The following is a 20,371-nucleotide window of genomic DNA, read 5'->3' on the forward strand; positions in this document are numbered from 1 at the left end:
CGGGAGCAGCGCCACGCCGAGCCCCGACGCCTCCGCGACCCCCGCGCCCTCCGGCTCGGCCACCCCGGGCGGCAGGTCGTCCTGGGGACCGGGGCCTTCTCACATGGAGCGAACGACGAGGTTCGAACTCGCGACCTCAACCTTGGCAAGGTTGCGCTCTACCAGCTGAGCTACGTTCGCACTGCGCCTGAGCGCGATGACAACTATACCCATCCCTGAGCCCGAGCGAAACGCACTGCCGCGTGACGGTTCTCCACGCCCAGTTTGGAGACCGCCGAGGAGAGGTAGTTGCGGACCGTTCCGGGTGAGAGCGAGGCCCGTGCGGCGATCTGCGCGACGGGGGCTCCGTCCGCCGCGAGTTCCAGCACCTCGGCCTCTCGCGCGGTCAGCGGTGAGTCCCCGGCAGAGATCGCGTCGGCGGCCAACTCCGGGTCCACATAACGGTTTCCGGCGTGCACGATCCGGATGATCTCGGCCAGCCTGCGGGCGCTGAGCGTCTTGGGGACGAAGGCGCGCACCCCTGCGGTCAGGGCCCGTTTCAGATGCCCCGGGCGCCCGTGGCTCGTCACGATCATGGTGCGGCAGCCGGGCAGTTCGGCGCGGATGGATGTGGCCACGCTCACACCGTCCGCCCCTGGCATCTGGAGATCGAGGACCGCGACGTCGGGCCGGTGGGCCAGGGTCATGGCGAGCGCCTCGGGCCCGGTCGCGGCCTCCGCGACCACCACGAAGTCGTCCTCCAGGGCGAGCAGCGCGGCGAGGGCGCCCCGGATCAGATGCTCGTCGTCGGCGAGCAGCAGACGCACCGGCGAAGGCGGCAGCGAAGGCGGCGAAGGCGGTACGAGGTCGGCGGTCAACGTTCCTCCACGAGTTCCGGCATGCGTTCCTGCGTGCGTTTCTGCGTGCGTCCGGCCGGTGACGGGGCGGGCACGGTGGCGGTGAGCCGGAAGAGCCCGTCCCCGGCCGGCCCCGCCTCCAGCGAACCGTCGAGCGCGGCGAGCCGCTCCCGCAGCCCCGGCAGCCCCGAGCCCCCCGAAGGGGACCCCGCGTCGGGGGCGCCGTCGTTCTCCACCACCAGTCGCACGCCCCCCGCGTCCGCCGCGAGCCGGATCACGCAGTGGCGCGGATCGCCGTGGCGCAGCACGTTGGTGGTCGCCTCGCGCACCACCCAGCCGAGCGCCGACCTGGTGGCGCCGGGCAGCCGGTCGGCCGCCGCCCGGTCCTCGTCGATCGAGCAGTCGATGCCGGCCGCCATCAACACCGCCTGTGCCCCGTGAAGTTCGGCGCGCAGGTCCGCCTCGCGGTAACCGCGGACAACGTCGCGGACCTCCTGCTGGGAGGCGCGTGCGATCCGCTGCACCTCGACCATCTGGTCCACGGCGGAGGGCTTGCCGCGCCGGGCGAGCTCGACGGCGAGCTCGCTCTTCAGCGCGATCACCGCGAGATTGCGGCCCAGCACGTCGTGCATGTCCCGGCCGAACCGGAGCCGCTCCTCCGCCACCGCCAAACGCGCCTGGAGGTCGCGGGCCTCCTCCGCCTGCCACATCACGTTCAGGCTCCACGCTGAGGGCCGTACCGCCAGCAGCATCAACAGCGCGCTGAAGAGCCCGGCACCCGCCGTCCCGGCCAGCGCTCCGCCGCGTACCCCGGCCGCCGCGAAGAGCCCGGCACCCACCGCTGCGTACGCCAGTCCGTGCAGCAGAAAGGTGCGGACCGGCACCAGAAGGACGTACGGGGTGACGAAGGCGATCGGCAGGTCGAGGGCGAACATCGCCAGCCCGTCACCGTCGATCCCGCCCGTGGCCGCCAGCGCCACGAGCAGCCCCAGCCCGACGGCCAGCAGCAGCCCCGGGACGGCCAGACGGCCGGTGGGAAAGGCGCCCCGGCCCAGGTAGGACCGGTGGGCCGGGCGGAGGTTGCGGTGCAGGTACGCGCACTGCGCGGCGCAGACCAGGGTGAACAGACCGCCCAGCGTCCACGGCAGCGGATCGTGACGCAGGTCCGCGACGAGCGGGGTGATTCCCCAGGTGAGGAGGAAGAACCAGGGCATCGTCTCCAGCGTGGCCCGCTGGTAGAGGTCGATGCGCTGGAGCCTGCTGCGGCCGTGCCAGTGGCGCCGCCACTCCTGTGTACGCCGGATCACCGTTCCCCGTTCCCCGTTGCCCGTACCGGTGTTGTCGCCGCCGCCGATCAGCGTCGTGGGTCCCACCGGAACCACCGCCGCCCAGCAAACACGGCGAACCCGGTCCACACCAGTGCCGGGGCCGCCGCGCCCACGAGCGCGCCCGCGGACACGCCGCCCAGCCATCCGGCGCGGACGAGGGTCATCACCCCGGTCAACGGCAGCAGTTCGCAGAAGGAGGCCAGCCGGTCCGGGAGGACGGCGAGCGGGACGAAGAGCCCAGAGCCCATCCCGGAGACGACGAAGAACGGAAGGGTGGTGAGCTGCGCCGTCTGCACCGTGCGCGTGCCCGCCGAGGTGAGCGCCGCGAGCCCGGCCAGCAGAACGCAGCCCAGCAGCAGCCCCGCCACCAGCAGGGCGGGCCGCTCCGGCGCCCCCAGCCCCATGACGGCCCCGCCGACGGCGACGATCAGCGCGCTCTGGGTCAGCAGCAGGAGCGCGGCGGGCAGTGCCGTCCCGGCCAGGATCTCCAGATCCCGGATCTCCCCGGTCTGCAGCCGTTTGAGCACCAGTTCCTCACGCCGGGCGACGTACGTGGAGACCAGGTTCATGTGGACGACCTGGATCAACGCCGTGCCGATCCCGCCGGTCAGGGCGACCCCGGCGACGGACAGCCCGGTGGGCCCGAGATCGACCCGGTCGAGGGAGGACTTGAGGGCGACCGTCATCGCCAGGGGCGTCAGCAGCGAGACGAAGACCGCCGTCCTGTTCCGCGCGAGCAGCGTGATCTCGGCGCGGGCAAGTGCGGTGAGCCGTCCCGTCGCCGTGGAGCCCGTCGCCGTGGAGCCCGCCGTGTCGGAGCCCGCCGCGTCGGAGCCCGCCGCGTCGGAGTCCGCCGTGAAGCCCGACGTGGAGCCCGCAGGGCGGTGCTCCGGGGAACGGCCGCCGTGGTTCGTGGTGGTCGTCATGCCGCCGCCTCCCGCACCCGTCGTGTCCCGGCCCGCGCCGCGCCCCCGACGGCCGGCTCGCCGCCGGTACGCGCGATCTCCAGGAACGCCTCCTCCAGTGAACCGGACCGGGCATCCAGCCCGTCGAGGGTCACGCCCTCCCCGGCCGCCCAGTGCAGGAGCACGTGCAGCGACTCCTGGAGAGCGCGGGTACGGATCTCCACCTGCCGCCCCTCCGACGTCACTTGTGGACCGTGCCGGTCCACCGGCAGTCGGTCGAGGCCGACCCCCTCGGGCAACCGGAACCGGATGCGGGCCGACTGGCCGGCCGTCACCTCGGCAGTCGTCCCGGAAGCCACGATCCGGCCCCCGTGCATGATCGCCAGCCGGTCCGCGAGGGCCTCGGCCTCCTCCAGGTGATGCGTGGTCAGCAGCACCGTCGTACCGGTGTCCCGAAGGCTTCTGACGAGCTCCCAGGTGTCCCGGCGGCCCTCCGCGTCGAGCCCTGTCGTCGGCTCGTCGAGGAAGAGGACCTCCGGGCGGGCGACGAGGGCCAGCCCCAGATCGAGCCGACGCCGCTCGCCGCCCGAGAGCTGCTTGACCCGGACCCCGGCCCGGCCGGCCAGGCCCACCAGCTCCAGCACCTCCCCGACGGGCCGGGCGCCACTGGTGCACGCGGCCCACATCCGCACGGTCCCGGTCACCGTCAGGTCGGACGGGAAGCCGCCCTCCTGGAGCATCACCCCTGTCCTGGACCGGACGGCGGCCCGCTCGCGGTACGGGTCGTGCCCGAGGACGCGTACGGTTCCGGAGTCCGGCACCGCGAGCCCTTCGAGCAGTTCCACCGTGGAGGTCTTCCCGGCACCGTTCGTGCCGAGCAGCGCGAAGAGTTCGCCGCGCGCCACGGAGAAGGAGATCCCGGAGACCGCTTCGAAGCCGCCCGCGTACACCCGCCGTACCGCTTGGGCCTCGATCACCGTCGTACCGGAGGCGGCCGGCCCGCCGTCACACTCGTCTCTCGTCATGCGTCCCAGCCTGGCCGGGGCCGGTACCCGGCGGCAGTGCGAGACATCACCACCCCACATGACATCCGTCATGACCGCCCGACGCGGAGCCCGGACCGCGGCCCCGGTGCCGTCAAGACGAACAGGGCGGGAGAAGACGTACGAGAAGCGAGAACGAGAAGCACGTACGAAAAAAGACCCCGGTCGAAAATCGACCGGGGTCTTTCTTGTGGAGCGGACGACCAGGTTCGAACTGGCGACCTCAACCTTGGCAAGGTTGCGCTCTACCAACTGAGCTACGTCCGCATTGCCTCCGCTCGGCTTTCACCGGGCGGCGCGAGCACCACTCTACCCGATCCACCGGAGTGGTCGGAAAGTGATGCAGAGCGGGTGACAGGAATCGCACACTGCGCCTCCCCCCTGGAAGGGGGGTGTTCTACTACTGAACTACACCCGCACGCTGCTGTGGTTGGGGCCTTTCGGCCTTGCCCCTTGGCGTGATCCAGACTCTATCCGAACTGCGGGGGTGCAGCGCAAGTCGGCTCCCCCAGGGATGTCGCGGCCGGCTTCCCCCGCGGGCCGTCCCGGAGGCCGGTGCCGGCCTCCGGGGGTCCGTCGCCGACCCGCCCCGCCCCTCAACTCGCTTGTTCGAAAGCCTCGTAGACCTTCTTGGGGATGCGTCCCCGGGCCGGCACCTCCATCTGGTGCGACCGCGCCCAGGCGCGGACGGCCGCCGGATCGGGGGCGAGGGAGGTGTGGCGGTAGGAAACGGGAGTCTTGCCGTGTTTTCCGGCGTTTGTCTGCTTTCGGCCGGCCGCCACGTACGGGGCCAGGGTCTTCCGCAGTGTTTTCGCGTTGACGGGATTGAGATCGATCTCGTAGGACTTCCCGTCGATGGCGAAAGTGACCGTTTCTGCCGCCTGCCCCCCGTCGATGTCGTCGGAGAGCGTGACCACTACGCGCTGCGCCACGGATATCGGTCCTTTCCTGCGGCTTCCGCGCGTCTGACGTGCGCGGACGCCGGCCTTCCGGCTGCCTGGGGTCTTTACGGTCGGATCAGGCCGGACTCGCGGGCCCCGGCCCGATCCCGAGGTGTCGGTGTTCCGGTGTTCCTCGAGCCGTGATGCTTTCCCTGGTAATCATTTGTACAGCGGTGGTACGGCATTGTGAAGCCCGCCCAATTGTTTCGCGTGTCCGCCCGCAATCGGTCCTGATTTTTTCCTCGGACTTTTCCTCGGGGTGGTGGCGATCGATATCCGTACGTGATCTGCGGAGTCTTGTCTACCCGCGTAGAAATTTCCGCCAGGTACGCTGACAGGACCCGCGGGGGTCTGGGGAACCCCCCGGAGACCCAGCCGCACCACACCATCGGGAGTGCCAGTGGCACGCGTCGTAGTCGACGTCATGCTCAAGCCGGAGATCCTCGACCCGCAGGGACAGGCGGTGCAGCGCGCACTGCCCCGTCTCGGCTTCGAGGGAATCGCCGACGTTCGCCAGGGGAAGCGTTTCGAGCTTCAGGTCGAGGGGCCGGTCGACGATGCCGCCCTGGCCCGGATCAACGAACTCGCCGAGACTTTCCTCGCGAACACCGTCATCGAGGACTTCGTCGTGAAGGTGGAGTCCGAGGAGGCCGCGAAGTGACCGCTCGTATCGGCGTCGTCACTTTCCCCGGCACCCTCGACGACCAGGACGCGCTGCGCGCGGTCCGGGTCGCGGGGGCGGAGCCCGTATCGCTGTGGCACCGCGACAAGGACCTGCACCAGGTCGACGCGGTCGTCCTGGCGGGGGGCTTCTCCTACGGCGATTACCTGCGGGCCGGAGCCATCTCCCGCTTCTCGCCGGTGATGGAGACCATCATCGAGCAGGCGAAGGCGGGCATGCCGGTCCTCGGCATCTGCAACGGCTTCCAGATCCTGACCGAGGCGCACCTGCTGCCCGGCGCGATGCTGCGCAACAACCACCTCCACTTCATCTGCCGCGACCAGAAGCTGCGGGTGGAGAACACGGGGACGGCCTGGACCGCGGATTACGCGGACGGGCAGGAAATCTCCGTACCGCTGAAGAACATGGACGGCCGGTACACCGCCGACGAGCGCACGCTCGACGAGCTGGAGGCCGAGGGCCGCGTCGCGTTCCGCTACGTCGACGTGAACCCCAACGGCTCGCTCCGCGACATCGCCGGCATCTCCAACGCCGCCGGCAACGTCGTGGGCCTCATGCCGCACCCCGAGCACGCGGTCGAGCCGCTGATCGGCACCGGCGGCACGGACGGCCTCGGTTTCTTCACCTCGATCATCAAGAAGCTGGTCAACGCATGAGCCTGGATACGGTCAAGCACGCGGCCGAGACCCCGGACGCCGGACAGCCCTGGAAGGAACTCGGCCTCAAGGAGGACGAGTACGCCCGCATCCGCGAGATCCTGGGCCGCCGTCCCACCGGTGCCGAGCTCGCCATGTACTCCGTGATGTGGTCCGAGCACTGCTCCTACAAGAGCAGCAAGGTCCACCTCAAGCAGTTCGGCGAGAAGGTCCCCGCCAACGACGCGATGCTCGTCGGCATCGGCGAGAACGCCGGTGTGGTCGACGTCGGCCAGGGTTACGCGGTCACCTTCAAGGTCGAGTCGCACAACCACCCGTCGTACATCGAGCCCTACCAGGGTGCGGCGACCGGCGTCGGCGGCATCGTCCGCGACATCCTCGCCATGGGCGCCCGCCCGATCGCGGTCGTCGACCCGCTGCGCTTCGGCGCGGCCGACCACCCCGACACCAAGCGCGTCCTTCCGGGCGTCGTCGCGGGCATCGGCGGCTACGGCAACTGCCTCGGCCTGCCGAACATCGGCGGCGAGGTCGTCTTCGACGCCTGCTACCAGGGCAACCCGCTCGTCAACGCCGGCTGCATCGGCGTGATGAAGCACGAGGACATCCACCTCGCGCAGGCGTCCGGCCCCGGCAACAAGGTCATCCTCTACGGTGCCCGCACCGGCGGCGACGGCATCGGCGGAGTCTCGGTCCTCGCGTCCGAGACCTTCGAGTCGACCGGCCCGGCCAAGCGCCCCGCGGTGCAGGTCGGCGACCCGTTCCAGGAGAAGCTCCTCATCGAGTGCACCCTGGAGATCTTCAAGGAGAAGCTCGTCGCGGGCATCCAGGACCTCGGCGGCGCCGGGCTCTCCTGCGCCACGTCCGAGCTGGCCTCCGCGGGTTCCGGCGGCATGCGCGTCGAGCTGGACACCGTGCCGCTGCGCGACTCCTCCCTCTCGCCCGAGGAAATCCTCATGAGCGAGTCGCAGGAGCGCATGTGCGCGATCGTCGAGCCGCAGCACGTGGACCGCTTCCTGGAGATCTGCGAGAAGTGGGACGTCATCGCCACCGTCATCGGTGAGGTGACCGAGGGCTCCCAGCTGGAGATCTTCTGGCACGGCGAGCAGATCGTGGACGTTCCGCCGCGGTCCGTCGCCCACGAGGGCCCGACCTACCACCGTCCGTTCGCCCGCCCCGCGTGGCAGGACGCGCTCCAGGCCGACGACGCCGGCAAGCTGGCCCGCCCGGCGAACGGCGACGAGCTGCGCGCGCAGGTGCTCCAGCTCGTCTCCTCGCCGAACCAGGCGTCGAAGTCCTGGATCACGGACCAGTACGACCGGTTCGTGCAGGGCAACACCGTGCTCGCGATGCCCGAGGACGCCGGCATGGTCCGCATCGACGAGGAGACCAACCTCGGCGTGGCCATGGCGACCGACGGCAACGGCCGCTACGCGAAGCTCGACCCCTACACCGGTGCGCAGCTCGCGCTGGCGGAGTCGTACCGCAACGTCGCCGCCTCCGGCGCCAAGCCGCTCGCGATCTCGGACTGCCTGAACTTCGGTTCGCCCGAGGACCCGGACGTCATGTGGCAGTTCGCCGAGGCCACCCGCGGTCTCGCGGACGGCTGCCTGGAGCTGGGCACCCCGGTCACCGGCGGCAACGTCTCGCTGTACAACCAGACCGGTGACACCGCGATCCACCCGACGCCGGTCGTGGCCGTGCTCGGTGTGATCGACGACGTCACCCGGCGCACCCCGGTCGCGTTCGCGCAGGAGGGGCAGCTGCTCTACCTGCTCGGCGACACGCACGAGGAGTTCGGCGGCTCGGCCTGGTCCGAGGTCGTCCACCAGCACCTCGGCGGGATGCCGCCCAAGGTCGACCTGGGCCGCGAGAAGCTGCTGGGCGAGATCCTGATCTCCGCCTCGCGCGACGGCATGATCGACGCCGCGCACGACCTGTCCGACGGCGGTCTCGTCCAGGCGGTCACCGAGTCCTGTCTGCGCGGCGGGTACGGTGCCCGGCTGGTCGTCCCGGACGGTCTGGACGCGTTCACCTTCCTCTTCTCCGAGTCGGCGGGGCGCGCGGTCGTCTCCGTGCCGCGCAGCGAGGAGCTCCGCTTCAACGACATGTGCGGGGCGCGGGGTCTGCCCGTCACCCGGATCGGTGTCGTGGACGGCGAGGAGATCGAGGTCCAGGGCGAGTTCAGCATTCCGCTGACCGAGCTGCGGACCGCCCACGAGGGAACGATTCCGGCGCTCCTCGCCTGAGTCCTCCCCTGGAGCACGTCACGCCGTTGCCCTCCGTCCGGTCCGCCGGACGGAGGGCATCGTGCTGTTCCCGGACGGTCGGGCCGGGTTCGCGACCCGGCGACGAGGAGCGACCCGGCGGTCCCGGCCGCGTTGTCCGGCGGGCTCCGGGGTGCCGGTCGCCGCGGACGGGGTCGCCGCTCGGAGCCGTACGCTCGACGGCATGCCGCCGACCCGTAAGCGCGCCCGACGCTACGACCCCGACCGCACCCGCACCGCCGTACTGGCGCAGTTCGCCCAGGTCGGGCGGGCGGTCGCGGGGCTGACCCCCGACCGGCTCGCGGGCCCCACGCGGCTCGGCGACTGGACCGTGCGTGAGCTGGTCGTTCATCTCGCGGCGGGGCTGCTCGCGGTCTGCCGGGACCTGGAGCTGCCGGAGCCGCGCGGTGCGAAACCGGAACTGACCCCGGTGGAATGGCCGTTCACGACGGCGCGGCGGGCGGGTGCCATCGACGAGGACACCCGCGCCCTCGTCGCGGCGCACCCCGAACCGGCCGCCCTGTACGAGGAGGTCGCGGCCCGCTTCGAGGCGGTGGTGGCGCCCGCCCCGGCCGACCGCCTGCTGCCGACCCCGGCCGGCACGATGCTGCTGGGCGACTGCCTCGTCACCCGGACCGTCGAACTCGTCGCGCACACGGACGACCTCAACGCGGCCACCGGCCTGGACATCCCGTACGACCGGCAGGCCCTGGCCGCCGCCACCCGGCTGCTCGCGGACGCCCTCGCCGAACGGGCACCCGGCGGATCGGTGGAGGTCCGCGTCCCGCCGTTCGCGGTGGTCCAGTGCATCGGAGGCCCACAGCACACCCGCGGCACGCCCCCCAACGTCGTGGAGACCGACCCGCTCACCTGGATCCGGCTGGCCACCGGGCGGACCGGCTGGGCCGAGGAGCGGGAGGCGGCACGGGTCTCGGCGAGCGGGGAGCGGGCCGACCTCGCGGGGCTGCTGCCGCTCATGGGGTGAGGTGCCGGCGCGGTGAGGCGCCGGTCACCGGGGGCGTTTGTGGACCCCGGGCATCCCGCCGCCCGCCGTCAGGAGCGGGCGGCGGGACGGGTCTCACGCCGGGTACGGCAGCAGCTCCGCGTCGGTCCGCTCCCAGAACGCCCGCAGCTCCGCCAGCAACTCGGGTTCCTCGGCGGCCCGGTTCGCCTGCTCCCGCTGGTCCTCGCGCAGGTTGAAGAGCTGGTCGCCGCCGGTCTTGCCCCGGTAGTACTTCCAGTCGCCCCGGCGCACCGCGCGCTCGCCGCGCACCCGCCAGAACAGCTCGCGCTCCGCCACCCGTTCGCCCCGCAGCAGGTAGCCGCCGAGGCTGGTGCCGTCCAGGGGGTACGCCGGGGCCGGGCGGGCGCCCGCGATCTCCAGCAGTGTCGCGGTCCAGTCCGGCGAGAAGACCGGCAGGTCACTGACCTGGCCCGGGTCGATCCGGGCCGGCCAGCGCAGGACCGCCGGCACCCGGATGCCACCCTCCTGGAGCGAGCTCTTGTTGCCGGAGAGCGGCCACTGGTAGGAGAAGCGCTCGCCGCCGTTGTCACTGGCGAAGAACACCAAGGTGTCCTCCTCCTGCCCGGACTTCTTCAGCGCGTCGAGCACCTGTCCGACCGAACGGTCGAGGTCCTCGACCATCTCCTTGTACTTCTCCACCGATCCGCCGTCGTTGTGGAAGAGGGCGGCCGGATTGCCCGCCTTGATCTTCCGGACGACCTCCGCGCTCTCCTCCGTGTCGCCGTCCGCGATCCACGGCCAGTGCGGGGTGGTGAAGTTGAGGTTCAGCAGCCACGGCTTGTCGTGGTCGCGCTGGACGTACTCGCTCGCCCGCTCGGTGAGGATGCGCGTGTAGTAGCGGAGGTCCTTGTACTCGGCGTCGCCCTCGTAGAGGTCGTACTCGCCGCCGAGACCGAGCTTGGAGTAGTACTCCAGCGCCCCGCCGAAGTTGCCGAAGAACTCGTCCCACCCCGACTTGGTGGGGCTGTAGTCCGGCAGGTAGCCGCAGTGCCACTTACCGATCAGCGCGGTGGCGTAGCCGGTGGAGCGCAGCAGGGAGGCGAGCGTCGGGTGCGTCGGCTCCAGGCCCACCGACCGGTCCGCGATCGGCTCGGCGAGCCCGCCCCTGGTGCGCCCCGGGTAGCGGCCGGTGTAGAGGCTGAAGCGGGTGGGCGAGCAGGTGGCGGAGCCGGAGTACGCGTCGGTGAACCGCACGCCCTGGCGGCCGAGGCGGTCGAGGTGGGGCGTCTTGATGTGCGGGGCGCCGTACGAGGAGAGGTCGGCCCAGCCGAGGTCGTCGCCCAGGATGAAGAGGATGTTGGGGCGGCGGGAGTGCTTGCCGCGCGCCGCGCGGAAGGGCTTCTCCCGCGCCTCGGGCTTCTGCTGGGCGGCGGCCGGGGCGGCGGACGCGGGTCCGGCCGTCAGGCCGACGGCCGCGGTGGCGGCGGTCGCACCGGCGGCGGTGGTGAAGGCGCGGCGCGAGAAGGAGCCGGACGGCTCCGCGGAGCGGGGATTCGGGTTCTGGGCGGAAGACATGGCGACTCCGGGCACGGGGCCCCCGCAGGGCGGCCGGATGCGCCGGGGCGCACTCGGACCCCGTACGGGAACGGGCGGGGAAGCAGGAGGAAGGAGACAGAACGACCGGACAGCACCCACACCGGACAGCACCCACACCGGACGGCGCGAGGACCGGACGGCGCGAGGACCCGGCAGCACCGGCGGCACGGGCGGTTCGGATCACCCGGTGAGCGGCCGGAAGGGATGCGCGGCCGAGAGGGCGCGGCCGGGTCCCCACGCCGGGGCGCGGACGACGGCCGGCGCGGCGGGCCGGTGGATCAGGAGCTCAGGGGCTCAGGAGCAGCGACAGATGGCGCTCGCCACGCGTCCCAGATCGACGTGGCGGCGCTCCACGAGCGTGACCGAAAGATCACCGAGGGGCTGCATGGCCCTGGAGCCTGCCGCTTGGTCGTGCCCGTGTCAACGATCGTCTCGATCTACGGACTCGGGTACCGGTATCCGGACGAGAATCGCCGCTCGGCGCCCCGGTGCGGGCGCCGGAGTCCGCAGTCCGGGCCGCGAAGTGTGAGGCTCGACACGGAACGGACGGTCGAAGGGGGCCTCCGGCCACCCCCGGGGCCGCCTCACCCAGAGCAACGGATGAGGTGGGCCGTCATCGGCGTACCGGCCCCGTCATCGGCCCGGGAGGGGCCGCAGTGCTGGGCTTCGACCGTTCCGCCCCTCGGGGGCTCACCGCCCGGGGGGTCGCGATGATCACTCCCGGTGATCAGCAAGATCCCCTTGAAACGGACTTCCCGCTTCCCGTCGGCGCACGTCCGGACGGCTCTTGCCGCCGGTGCGGAGACCGAACCCAATTCGGACCAGTGGTCGACCTCGCCTACACTCGGTGGCGTGCCTCGTGGTGATGGACGACTCAACCACGACCTGCTCCCCGGCGAGAAGGGCCCCCAGGACGCTTGCGGCGTCTTCGGTGTCTGGGCTCCCGGCGAAGAGGTCGCCAAGCTCACCTATTTCGGACTGTATGCCCTGCAGCACCGTGGACAGGAGTCCGCGGGCATCGCAGTGAGCAACGGGTCCCAGATCCTGGTCTTCAAGGACATGGGACTGGTCTCGCAGGTCTTCGACGAAACGTCTCTGGGGTCGCTCCAGGGCCATATCGCGGTCGGCCATGCCCGCTACTCCACCACCGGTGCCTCGGTGTGGGAGAACGCGCAGCCGACGTTCCGTGCCACCGCGCACGGCTCGATCGCCCTCGGCCACAACGGCAACCTGGTCAACACGGCCCGTCTCGCGGAGATGGTCGCCGACCTGCCGCGCAAGAACGGCCGCTCCACCCAGGTCGCCGCGACCAACGACACCGACCTCGTGACCGCGCTGCTCGCCGAGCAGGTCGACGACGAGGGCAAGCCGCTCACCATCGAGGAAGCCGCCACCAAGGTGCTTCCCCAGGTCCGCGGCGCCTTCTCGCTGGTCTTCATGGACGAGCACACCCTCTACGCGGCCCGGGACCCGCAGGGCATCCGCCCGCTCGTCCTCGGACGCCTGGAGCGCGGCTGGGTCGTCGCGTCGGAGTCGGCCGCCCTCGACATCTGCGGCGCCAGCTACGTCCGCGAGATCGAGCCGGGCGAGCTCGTCGCCATCGACCAGAACGGTCTGCGCACCTCCCGCTTCGCGGAAGCGAAGCCCAAGGGCTGCGTCTTCGAGTACGTCTACCTGGCCCGCCCCGACACCGACATCGCCGGGCGGAACGTCTACCTCTCCCGCGTCGAGATGGGCCGGCGCCTCGCCGCCGAGGCCCCCGTCGAGGCGGACCTGGTCATAGCGACACCGGAATCCGGCACCCCCGCCGCGATCGGTTACGCCGAGGCCAGCGGAATCCCGTTCGGCGCCGGACTGGTCAAGAACGCGTACGTCGGCCGGACCTTCATCCAGCCCTCGCAGACCATCCGTCAGCTGGGCATCCGTCTGAAGCTGAACCCGCTCAAGGAAGTCATCAAGGGCAAGCGTCTGGTGGTCGTGGACGACTCGATCGTCCGCGGCAACACCCAGCGCGCGCTGGTCCGGATGCTCCGCGAGGCCGGTGCCGCCGAGATCCACATCCGGATCTCGTCCCCGCCGGTCAAGTGGCCCTGCTTCTTCGGCATCGACTTCGCGACCCGCGCCGAGCTCATCGCCAACGGCATGTCGGTCGACGAGATCGCCACGTCCATGGGAGCCGACTCGCTGTCGTACATCTCGCTCGACGGGATGATCGAGGCGACGACGATCCAGAAGCCCAACCTCTGCCGCGCCTGCTTCGACGGTGAATACCCGATGGAGCTCCCGGACCCGGAGCTGCTCGGCAAGCAGCTGCTGGAGACCGAGCTGGCCGCCGGCCCCGCCGCCACCGCGGCGGCCGACGCGCTGCGTCGTCCGTGATCCGGACCGACCGGCGTCCCCTCCAGCCCCGTATTCCCACACGAAAGATCCCGGGCAATGTCTGAGACAACAGGTGCTTCCTACGCTGCGGCCGGCGTCGACATCGAGGCCGGCGACCGCGCGGTCGAGCTGATGAAGCAGTGGGTGAAGAAGACGAAGCGCCCCGAGACCGAGGGTCTCGGCGGTCTCGGCGGATTCGCCGGACTCTTCGACGCCTCCGCGCTCAAGCGCTACGAGCGCCCGCTGCTGGCCTCCGCCACCGACGGCGTCGGCACGAAGGTCGACCTGGCGCGGCAGATGGGTGTCTACGACACCATCGGCCACGACCTGGTGGGCATGGTCGTCGACGACCTCGTCGTCTGCGGTGCCGAACCGCTCTTCATGACCGACTACATCTGCGTCGGCAAGGTGCATCCCGAGCGTGTCGCGGCGATCGTGAAGGGCATCGCCGAGGGCTGCGTCCTCGCCGGCTGCTCCCTGGTCGGCGGCGAGACGGCCGAGCACCCCGGACTCCTCGGCCCCGACGACTTCGACGTCGCCGGCGCGGGTACGGGCGTGGTCGAGGCCGACCGCCTGCTCGGTCCCGATCGCATCCGCAAGGGTGACGCGGTGATCGCCATGGCGTCGTCCGGTCTTCACTCCAACGGGTACTCGCTCGTGCGCCACGTGGTCTTCGACCGGGCCGGCTGGACCCTGGACCGTCAGGTGGAGGAGTTCGGCCGGACCCTCGGCGAGGAGCTCCTGGAGCCCACCCGGATCTATTCGCTGGACTGCCTCGCCCTCACCCGTACGACCGAGGTGCACGGCTTCAGCCATGTCACCGGCGGCGGTCTGGCGAACAACCTGGCCCGGGTGATCCCGGACGGGCTGCACGCCACGGTCGACCGGTCCACCTGGGCCCCGGGCGCGGTGTTCGACCTGGTCGGCAAGGCCGGAAAGGTCGAGCGGCTGGAGCTGGAGAAGACGCTGAACATGGGCGTCGGCATGATCGCGATCGTCCCGGCGGACTCCGTGGACGTGGCACTGACGACGCTGGCCGACCGCGGGGTCGACTCCTGGGTCGCAGGTGAGATCACCGACCGCGGCGACCACGCCACGGGTGCCGAGCTGACCGGCGACTACGCACGCTGATCACCCGGGAGCACGCAGGAGGCGGGCGGGGCAGGGGGACGCGGCGGGGGATCGCCCGCGTCGCCCTGCAACGGACGCCTGACGGCCCTGCGGCCCGTGGCTCGCGGTCACCCCGCGGACACCTTGCGGACACCTGGAGGTGCCGTACCGCCCGCTCGGACTCCGGACCGGCGGACGGACGGCATGCCGGACGTCGCGGCCCGATCGTGACCGGACAGCACAGAACCCGGTCCGGGGCAGGCCCGGACCGGGTTGTTGTGTCAGCGCGAGGTCAAGCGCCGCGGCGCTGGGACGAGGGACCGGACTCTTCGTCCTCGTCCTCGTCGTCGTTGTAAAGATCCGCGTACTGTGCGTACGGGTCATCGTCCTCGTCGTCGTCCTCGAACGGCTCGGCGTTCGGTGGCTGACTCGAAGGTGATGCGCCCAGCTCATTGGCCAGACGGTTCAGGTCGGTTCCGCCGCTGCTGTACTTCAGCTGGCGGGCGACCTTTGTCTGCTTGGCCTTTGCCCGGCCGCGCCCCATGGCTCGACCCCCTCGGTGACGGGGCTCGACGGCCCCAGAGTCTTGACACGCGTTCATGTTTCGGGACGGCCTCTCGGATGAGAGTCCGTGCCCGTAGAGCTTCAACGGTACCTGCTTCCGTGGCCATACGGTACGCCGCCCGCGTCTTGCGCCTCGGTACAGGACCAATGAGGAGCTCCGTCCTCGCTGGTCAACTGCGATTTTAACCTCTTCCTGGCGTTCGACCCGCCGACCGGCGTGAGTCTTGTCTCGCCCGGTCCCGGCGGGCCCCGCCGACCGGCGTGGACATGACGTTCCGGTCGGCGGGTCGTCGCTCAGGAGTGCGGGGAACGGGCGGCCCCGGCCATTCTGAGTTCGGCGATCCGGTCCGCCGCGGCGGCCGGCGGAATCCCGTCTGCCTTCGCACGTGCGAACAACTCCAGTGTGGTGTCGAAGATCCTCGCCGTCTTCGCCCGGGCCCGCTCGAAGTCGAACCCGTGCAACTCCTCGGCGACCTGGATCACGCCGCCGGCGTTCACCACGTAGTCCGGCGCGTAGAGGATCGCGCGGTCCGCGAGATCCTTCTCCACCCCCGGGTGCGCGAGCTGGTTGTTGGCCGCGCCGCACACCACCTTCGCGGTGAGCACCGGCACGGTGGTGTCGTCCAGCGCACCGCCGAGCGCGCACGGGGCGTAGATGTCGAGACCCTCGGTGCGGATCAGCGCGGCGGTGTCCGCCACCACGGTGACCTCGGGGTGGGCCTCGGTGATCCGGCGCACCGACTCTTCGCGCACGTCCGTGACCACGACGTCGGCCCCGTCCTCCAGCAGGTGCCGGACCAGATGCCTGCCGACCTTGCCGACGCCCGCGATGCCGACCTTCCGGCCGCGCAGGGTCGGATCGCCCCACAGGTGCTGGGCCGAGGCCCGCATCCCCTGGAAGACGCCGAACGCCGTGAGCACGGACGAGTCGCCGGCGCCGCCGTTCTCGGGAGACCGCCCGGTGGTCCAGCGGCACTCGCGGGCGACGACGTCCATGTCCTCGACGTACGTGCCGACGTCACAGGCCGTGACGTAGCGTCCGCCGAGCGAGGCCACGAACCGGCCGTACGCGAGCAGGAGTTCCTCGGTCTTCACGAGGTCCGGGTCGCCGATGACGACGGCCTTGCCGCCGCCGTGGTCGAGCCCGGCCATGGCGTTCTTGTACGACATCCCGCGCGCGAGGTTCAGCGCGTCGGCGACGGCGTCCGCCTCGGTGGCGTACGGGTGGAAACGGGTGCCGCCGAGGGCGGGACCCAGGGCGGTGGAGTGGAGGGCGATGACGGCCTTGAGGCCGCTGGCCCGGTCCTGGCAGATGACGACCTGCTCGTGGCCTCCCTGGTCCGAGTGGAACAAGGTGCGCAGCACGTCCGCGTGTGCGGCGGGTGCGTCAGGTGCGCCGGTCACATCGGTCACGGTGGTGACTCCCAAGTACGAAGCGGCGGAAGGGTCTTCTGAGGGTGGGAAGGCCCCGGCGGACCGGCGGGGCCGGCCCGTTCGGTTCCGAGCGTAGGCGTTGCCCCCGTGTGGATCGCCCCACTGCCGTGGATCACCCCCCGAGGGAGTACGGGCGTGACACGATCAGCTTCATGTCGGTGGTGTCTTCAGTGCTCGTCCCTTACACGTCCTATCTGCGGGTGTACGAGCCCCTGGCCGCCTTCCCGGAGGCCGAGCGCGCGCACTGGACGCGTTACGCGCAGCGGTCCGAGTTCCCCACCGCGCAGGACGAACTCCGGCGCTCGCTCGCGGACTTGGTGCCCACTCCGCCGGTCGGGGTGAGTCCCCACGAGAGCGCCGACGCCTTCGTCGCGGAGATCGACGGGGTGGTCTGCGTCTGCCCGTGGCGGACCCGGCTGCGCGGATGGCTGGCCCTGGACGAACTTGAGGGTCTGTTTCCGGCCAATGTGCTGGACGCGGTACTGCCGGAGGTCGTCCGGGAGCAGCAGGTCGCCGACCACGAGCGGTGGCAGCGCAGGAACCCGGACGCGCGGCCCTGGATCAGGACGGCGCTGTGGCACGTACCGGTCCGCTGGTTCGTGCTCTTCGCCGACGCGGAACGCGAGTACGGGGCGCCGGACGGTGCGGGCGGACCGGCGTCGTTGCGGTACCGGACACCCATGGTGGAGGCGCGGCGCAGGCTGGCGCGCGGGCTGCGGACCCTGCGCGAGACCGTGGACGACGGCCCGTTGGCGGACGGCCTGGTGGACGTGGGCCGCTGGCTGGAGGAGTTCCACCCCCGGTCGCTGGTCGAGCTGGACTACGGCGGCCTGGTGCACGCCGTACCGGCCGCACGGCTCGCCGAGGACCGATCGGCCGCGGACGTGGCCGAGGGCATCCGGGCGCTGCGCGAGGGCGACAACGACCGCGCGGCGGTGGCGTACGGCCGGCTCGCGGAACGCTGGCGCGCGGTGCGGGATCTCCGGTCCGCCAACTGACGGGCCCGGCACCGGGGTCGGGCCCGTCACGGGTGCGCGGTCCGCAGCGGCCGTCGGCGGCTGTTCGCCGACCGGCCCGCCCGGGGGCGCGACTTCGTGAAGTGAACGGTGAAAGGGCTGTCCGGCGTCAACATGTGTCGGCACGCCGCCCCACCAATGGATGCGAATCGGAACACGGTGGCATGAAAGGTCCGAACCGGGGCAACCTCATGCCGAGGCGGTCGCAAGCAGCCCAACCGGATGGAATCGCATCAAGGTACGCCAACCGCCTTCTTTGCCAGGAAGGCCGGCCCGTGCGGCCGGCCGCGACCGGGAGAGGAGTCGAGGGAGCCGATGATCGCCGACGAGACGCGCGAGCACGCACGCGAACCCACGGGAAGTGCCGAGGGAGGCCCGGCCGGGGTGTGATCCGTCGCGCGCCGACCGGGCGGCCGGTGCGGTCCGGGTGGACCCGGGGCCCTGCTGACGGCCCGTCGGCCGCCTCCCCTGGGGCGGAAGAGCCGGGTGGGGCAGGAGGCTACGTCCTGCGTCCTAGGTCTTACGTCCTGAACCGGTCCATTGGCCGCAAGCGTGACGGACGGCACTAAGGCCGCCCTTGCGCCCATCCCTACCCCTCGTGCCAAAATAGGACAAGGAGTCCGGGGAGGACTCTGTCCGTCCAACTATGGGCGGATTGCTCTGCATTGCACGCTATGGGGGGTCTAGTGACTCCTGATCGCCCTGTGACTGATCGTTACTGACGCGTGACTGTCCGCTATGGCATGGTCCATCGGCATCCGTCGCTGATGAACACCTGGGAGGGCAATTCCATCGGTTTGGCCGACGCGGCTGGACGGATGGTGTAGTTGTAGTGCCGAGGACAAGCCGTTCGTCCTATAACCGACTCGGCCCCCGTTCACCATTTCGGGCAACGTGGGCCAAGGTGCAGAATTTAGAGGAAAGAACCGAGATGGTTCGGTTCTCCCGAGGAGGCCGCTCATGACCGCTCGCACCCCTGATGCCGAGCCGCTGCTGACCCCGGCTGAGGTTGCCACGATGTTCCGCGTGGACCCGAAGACGGTCACCCGTTGGGCCAAGGCTGGCAAGCTCACGTCCATCCGCACGCTCGGTGGACATCGCCGATACCGCGAGGCAGAGGTCCGCGCACTGCTTGCGGGTATTCCGCAGCAGCGCAGCGAGGCCTGAAACACCCCTGTCGCCGCATCACGACCGGGCAGCTGACGGCCCCCCAACCGACAGCCGCTCACCCATAGCTCCATACGACGGGCGCCCGCCCCAACGGGCGCCATACCTGTGCGATGCGGGTACGTCGTCAAGATCGCGCTGGACTCCGCCGGGTCCAGCGCGATCTTTTTTTGTGCCCGGAGGTGCCCGGAAGTGCCGTGAGGTGCCCGGAAGTGCCTCGGCGGCCGGGCCGCGGGCATGTGCACCCGTCCTGACCGGCCGGTACGTGCGGCCGGTACGTGCCGCCCTGACGGGCCGCCGGTTCCCCGCTCCGGCGTACGCCCGGCGCCTCGCCGTGGCGCCTTCCGGCCGCTTCCCGGGGCTCTCCCCGCGGACTGTCACGTCGCCTTTCGGCGGAGACGCGTGGGGGGTGTGGGCGGGTGTGGGTTTCTGTGTGCGACCCGGTGAAGGACTCTGTCCGGAGGCGGGGGAGCTACCCGTACGGGCCGGGAGAAACCGGAGGGATGGATTCCACAGAAGTCCCGAAAGGAAGTGCAATTGCACATATTAAATTGGACGGTTGTATGGGGAGGGTAAAGTCACCCTGTCCAAAAACTGGTTCGGTGACTCCCGTCACACTGCCTACCGCTTGCCAACATCCAGCCTGCCACTACGGAATGGCGGAAAACTTCGCCGATGGTCATCGGTGGCGAGGACTTTCGCACTTCGCTCCGGCGGCTCCGCGCCGCCCTCGGGACCCCGGACGGGGGCCGCCGGGGCGGCACGCCGATCGCGGAGGGCCGGGGCGGCTGTCCATGAGGTCCCGGAGGGGGCTCCAGCGGGACCTGCGGCCCCCGGGGCCGGATCTCGCCGCCCGGAGCCGCCCCGGGCAGCGGTCGGGGCTCCGGGGTGCGGGAGCGGGCGCGGAGGGATCGCCGGGATGTCCGTCAGGCCGGGGTCCGGGTGGTGGCGCCGGGGGTGGCCGAGGTGTGTGTGCCGGGTGCCTCGCGCGGCGGGTCGGGTGAGGGAAGCTCCGCCCGGAGCCGGGTGGTGCCTCCCGGCCGCCGTCGGACGAGTTGCCGGGTGCGAGTGCGGCAGGGCCTCTCGCCTCGGCTCCGCCACGTCTCCCGCTGTGGATGTGCGCACGGCCGGCTGTCCGGAAACCCGCGAACCGGGCCCAGGGAACGGCATGTGCCGTTCGTTCCTGGCGTGCGACCCCACGGATGCGCCTCACCGGTCGCGTGCGCCCGCCGGTCGTCGCGTACGCCCGCCGGTCGCGTGCGCCCGCCGGTCGCCCGAGCCCGTCGCCCGGATGCGCCGCTTCGCCCGCCCCGTGCGCCTCGCGGCCCGTGTACGCCCCGCCTGCCCGCGCGCACCCCGTCTGCCGTCTACCGTCGAGGGGCCGGGAACGCGCGAAGGCCCGGATCGAGATGATCCGGGCCTTCGCTGCTTGCGGTCCTGACGGGATTTGAACCCGCGGCCTCCACCTTGACAGGGTGGCGAGCAC

At 71.1% G+C, this 20,371-nt stretch carries 17 protein-coding genes and 3 tRNA genes; 8 read left to right on the top strand and 12 right to left on the bottom strand.

What is annotated here, in order from left to right; genetic code table 11:
• Positions 1–104 precede the first annotated feature (104 nt).
• From ACWD3D_RS17195 to ACWD3D_RS17230, 8 genes are all read right to left on the bottom strand, one after another.
• Positions 105–180: transfer RNA gene (locus ACWD3D_RS17195), tRNA-Gly, on the bottom strand.
• 23 nt (positions 181–203) lie between these two features.
• Positions 204–857, bottom strand: a complete 654-nt coding sequence (locus ACWD3D_RS17200) for a response regulator transcription factor (protein WP_451461676.1) — start codon at positions 855–857, stop codon at positions 204–206.
• Positions 854–2,143, bottom strand: coding sequence for a sensor histidine kinase (locus tag ACWD3D_RS17205; RefSeq protein WP_451461687.1), 1,290 nt, complete (start codon positions 2,141–2,143; stop codon positions 854–856). Before ACWD3D_RS17205 ends, ACWD3D_RS17200 begins: the two co-directional genes overlap by 4 nt.
• A 47-nt stretch (positions 2,144–2,190) precedes the next feature.
• A complete protein-coding gene (locus ACWD3D_RS17210) occupies positions 2,191–3,090 on the bottom strand; it encodes an ABC transporter permease (protein ID WP_451461677.1) in 900 nt (299 codons plus the stop codon).
• Entirely contained in the window at positions 3,087–4,094 is a 1,008-nt protein-coding gene (locus tag ACWD3D_RS17215; protein WP_451461678.1) for an ABC transporter ATP-binding protein, read from the bottom strand. Before ACWD3D_RS17215 ends, ACWD3D_RS17210 begins: the two co-directional genes overlap by 4 nt.
• A gap of 209 nt (positions 4,095–4,303) precedes the next feature.
• Positions 4,304–4,379, bottom strand: a tRNA-Gly gene (locus ACWD3D_RS17220).
• 79 nt (positions 4,380–4,458) lie between these two features.
• Positions 4,459–4,530, bottom strand: a tRNA-Gly gene (locus tag ACWD3D_RS17225).
• A 178-nt stretch (positions 4,531–4,708) separates the two neighbouring features.
• Complete coding sequence (locus ACWD3D_RS17230; RefSeq protein WP_451461679.1) at positions 4,709–5,044, bottom strand: histone-like nucleoid-structuring protein Lsr2; 336 nt, start codon at positions 5,042–5,044, stop codon at positions 4,709–4,711.
• Between the two features lie 409 nt (positions 5,045–5,453).
• Here ACWD3D_RS17230 and purS point away from each other — a divergent pair, with 409 nt between their 5' ends.
• From purS to ACWD3D_RS17250, 4 genes are all read left to right on the top strand, one after another.
• Positions 5,454–5,714: a phosphoribosylformylglycinamidine synthase subunit PurS gene (gene purS, locus ACWD3D_RS17235; RefSeq protein ID WP_266706271.1), complete on the top strand. Its 261-nt coding sequence runs from the start codon at positions 5,454–5,456 to the stop codon at positions 5,712–5,714.
• Positions 5,711–6,391, top strand: a complete 681-nt coding sequence (purQ, locus tag ACWD3D_RS17240) for a phosphoribosylformylglycinamidine synthase subunit PurQ (protein ID WP_266706269.1) — start codon at positions 5,711–5,713, stop codon at positions 6,389–6,391. Before purS ends, purQ begins: the two co-directional genes overlap by 4 nt.
• Positions 6,388–8,637 carry a phosphoribosylformylglycinamidine synthase subunit PurL gene (purL, locus tag ACWD3D_RS17245; RefSeq protein ID WP_451461680.1) on the top strand — a complete coding sequence of 750 codons (2,250 nt, stop codon included), beginning with the start codon at positions 6,388–6,390 and terminating at the stop codon, positions 8,635–8,637. The genes purQ and purL overlap by 4 nt, the downstream gene beginning before the upstream one ends.
• Before the next feature lie 202 nt (positions 8,638–8,839).
• Entirely contained in the window at positions 8,840–9,640 is an 801-nt protein-coding gene (locus ACWD3D_RS17250) for a sterol carrier family protein (RefSeq protein ID WP_451461681.1), read from the top strand.
• 93 nt (positions 9,641–9,733) lie between these two features.
• On the opposite strand, the gene ACWD3D_RS17255 is transcribed toward ACWD3D_RS17250, so the two are convergent.
• Positions 9,734–11,194 (bottom strand): sulfatase family protein, encoded by a 1,461-nt coding sequence (locus ACWD3D_RS17255; RefSeq protein WP_451461682.1) that lies wholly within the window; start codon positions 11,192–11,194, stop codon positions 9,734–9,736.
• Between the two features lie 315 nt (positions 11,195–11,509).
• Positions 11,510–11,602, bottom strand: coding sequence for a putative leader peptide (locus tag ACWD3D_RS17260; RefSeq protein WP_451461683.1), 93 nt, complete (start codon positions 11,600–11,602; stop codon positions 11,510–11,512).
• Positions 11,603–12,067: 465 nt separating this feature from the next.
• Here ACWD3D_RS17260 and purF point away from each other — a divergent pair, with 465 nt between their 5' ends.
• A complete protein-coding gene (purF, locus tag ACWD3D_RS17265) occupies positions 12,068–13,594 on the top strand; it encodes an amidophosphoribosyltransferase (protein WP_328720761.1) in 1,527 nt (508 codons plus the stop codon).
• Positions 13,595–13,651: 57 nt separating this feature from the next.
• Positions 13,652–14,725, top strand: coding sequence for a phosphoribosylformylglycinamidine cyclo-ligase (gene purM / locus ACWD3D_RS17270; protein ID WP_451461684.1), 1,074 nt, complete (start codon positions 13,652–13,654; stop codon positions 14,723–14,725).
• A gap of 271 nt (positions 14,726–14,996) precedes the next feature.
• Here purM and ACWD3D_RS17275 read toward each other — a convergent pair whose 3' ends face one another.
• Both ACWD3D_RS17275 and ACWD3D_RS17280 read right to left on the bottom strand, forming a co-directional pair.
• The gene (locus ACWD3D_RS17275; RefSeq protein ID WP_328720763.1) at positions 14,997–15,248 is read right to left on the bottom strand and encodes a DUF3073 domain-containing protein; all 252 of its coding nucleotides are present in this window, start codon (positions 15,246–15,248) and stop codon (positions 14,997–14,999) included.
• 314 nt (positions 15,249–15,562) lie between these two features.
• Complete coding sequence (locus ACWD3D_RS17280) at positions 15,563–16,681, bottom strand: Leu/Phe/Val dehydrogenase (protein WP_451461685.1); 1,119 nt, start codon at positions 16,679–16,681, stop codon at positions 15,563–15,565.
• 173 nt (positions 16,682–16,854) lie between these two features.
• On the opposite strand from ACWD3D_RS17280, the gene ACWD3D_RS17285 reads away from it, so the two are divergent.
• Both ACWD3D_RS17285 and bldC read left to right on the top strand, forming a co-directional pair.
• Positions 16,855–17,700, top strand: coding sequence for a hypothetical protein (locus ACWD3D_RS17285; protein ID WP_451461686.1), 846 nt, complete (start codon positions 16,855–16,857; stop codon positions 17,698–17,700).
• 978 nt (positions 17,701–18,678) lie between these two features.
• Complete coding sequence (bldC, locus tag ACWD3D_RS17290; RefSeq protein WP_003949541.1) at positions 18,679–18,885, top strand: developmental transcriptional regulator BldC; 207 nt, start codon at positions 18,679–18,681, stop codon at positions 18,883–18,885.
• The last annotated feature ends 1,486 nt before the right edge of the window (positions 18,886–20,371 follow it).

This window comes from Streptomyces sp. NPDC002690 (genome assembly GCF_053592415.1).